Annotated in this window: 1 protein-coding gene; it reads right to left on the minus strand. The window is 22.9% G+C overall.

Annotation, left to right across the window (positions count from 1 at the left end):
* Positions 1-92 precede the first annotated feature (92 nt).
* Complete coding sequence (locus tag BGI41_RS07750) at positions 93-1808, minus strand: right-handed parallel beta-helix repeat-containing protein (RefSeq protein ID WP_088540126.1); 1716 nt, start codon at positions 1806-1808, stop codon at positions 93-95.
* Between the last annotated feature and the right edge of the window lie 697 nt (positions 1809-2505).

Below are 2505 nucleotides of genomic sequence, written 5' to 3' on the forward strand. Positions count from 1 at the left end.
ATTTGGAATACTGTTAATATAATTTATAAAAATACCTTAAAATATTAAAATAAGATAAGTTAAATTAATTTAAACTTATCTTAATAATTTATTTAGTAAATTCTAATTTTAGAAGTTGTTGTTTTATCTTGGTAAACATTATTACCAGTGAATTTGGTAGTTACAGTGTAAGTTCCTTTTTTATTTATTGAAACTTTAACAGTTGCAACACCATTTGCATTGGTTGTTCCAGTGTAAGTTTTACCATTTACAGTTACAGTAACTTTTTTGTTTGCTACATTTACATATGTTCCTTTGTAATCTGTAGCTTTTAATGTAACAGTTATTGCTTTAGTTTTTGTATTTAATGTGTATTTATATGGAACAGTTAAACTTACTGCTTTTTTAGTAATATGGATTTTTGAAACAACAAAACTACCATTGTATTGATCATCACCTAAATAACAAATTGCAAAGGTATAATCTCCAGCCCAAGCAAGGTTAATTTGTAATTTTGCAATACCATTTTCATCAGTAGTTAAATTGTATATTACACCATTGAATCCAATTTGAACAGGTTTGTTACTTAAAGTGTTATTATTTTGGTCTTTAAGAGTAACAGTGAAGTATCCTCCTCTTTCACCATTGTAGAAATCAACAGCATATTGATCAAATTGTTGTGGAGCAACGATTGTAGTGTTTATTCTACTAACATATGCACTATCAGTGTAGGTTCCATTACTATTACCTAAAGTTTTAGAGTCACCAGTTACAATTTTGTAAGTAAATGTTGGTGGCATAGGTATCCATTTTAATCCTGTGAAATCATCATTTCCACCAATAGTAATGTTTGAGTATCCACTAGCAAGCATGTATCCAATCATAGTATTGTTTGTGAAATTATTATAATCAGTTTTAATATTTGCTGATCCAAAACAAGTAATTCCAACAGAACAATGATTTAAAGTATTGTTTTCACAGATATGTCCTGCAGAATGCATTAAGTAAATACCTTCTTGAGCATTGTATATAGTATTATTAACTATAACACAATTTGGTCCAGTTCCATGTCTTACATCAATACCATGGTTATATGGATTAATTATTATGTTATTTCTAATAATTGTATGTTCAGAACCAAATGATTCAATTCCACCATCTAAAACATTAGATACAGTGTTATTTTCAATTAAAGTATTTTTATTAAATCCATTAAATGCACTAGTTACGAATATTCCGTATCTTCCACCACTTACAGTGTTATTTATGAATTTAACATTACTAGTGTTGTGGAAAACTACATTAGATTGGGTTGTTGTATTTACTCCACCATCATTAGTCATATTGACACTAGTATTTAATTTTGCATTATCTACAATAAAATTGAATCCATTGATTATGGTGTTATTACAATTTTCAATATAGAAAATTCCTTTATAGGTTCCTGCACCATTTTCAATTTGACTTAAACCTTTTGAAGGTACTCCAGTTAAAGTAGCACCATTTCCATTTAAAATAAGAGTTTTATTTATAAGTAAATTTGTATTTTCATATGTTCCATTAGCAAAATTAATGGTATCTCCATCTTTTGCACCATCAATTTTACTTTGTATATCTGCATTACTCATAGAGTTATCAACATCTATTGTTGAAGGGGTGTCAACCTCTTCACTTAGGACAGTTGAAGTGTTGTCTGTAGTTTGGATGTTTACAGAATTAGAATTAGTAGTAATTGTGTCATTACTTGATGTTGCAGCACTTACACATCCAATGTTTATGATAACAAATAAAAGTAGTACAAAAATAATAAGCTTTTTATTATTTTTCATTATTACACCTTATTCATTTAAAATTAATTATATTCATTAAATGTAGTGATATTTATATATAAAGTATTTTAAACAAAATTTATAATTATTTATTAATTTAAAACTTTTATTTATTAATATAATGGTATATGAGATTATTATCAATATAATAATATAAAAAATTTAGTTTAAATTAGTTTTATATATATTAAATTTTTAATTATCTAAAAGAAATCGATATTATATTGTTATATGTGAAATTCTTTTTTATAATTAACTTTTTATTAAATTTTTATTTATCGAATTACATTTAATGATATTCTATAAATTTTTCATATTATAAAAAGCTTTTTACTTAATTTTTTTTAAAATTCCTTTTTACTTATTTTTAATCTAATTTTAATAATGATTGTTATATTTTTAAGCTTTATTTTCTTAAAAAATAGTTTTAATCATTTTTATAATAAAATTTATATATTCTTTCTAGTATATATTATAATAATTAAAATTTATTTATTAAATTATGTGGAAATTATAGTTCAATTGTTATTTATTTTCATATCATGTTTTTAATTTAATAAATTTTAATAATAATAGGTTTTTATCAAATAAATAAACAATTTAAGGTTTAATTTTTATTAATTGTAATTATATTTATTTAAATTTTAAATAAGCTTTATAATAATTTTTATTAATATTATTATGAAATATTATAGAT

The sequence above is a fragment of the Methanobrevibacter sp. 87.7 genome, assembly GCF_002208625.1.
In the GTDB taxonomy this organism is placed as follows: domain Archaea; phylum Methanobacteriota; class Methanobacteria; order Methanobacteriales; family Methanobacteriaceae; genus Methanarmilla.

What these genes read in the sequence shown, in the direction of transcription:
- BGI41_RS07750 (WP_088540126.1), bottom strand. Translation starts at nt 1,808, where the DNA reads ATGAAAAATAATAAAAAGCTTATTATTTTTGTACTACTTTTATTTGTT.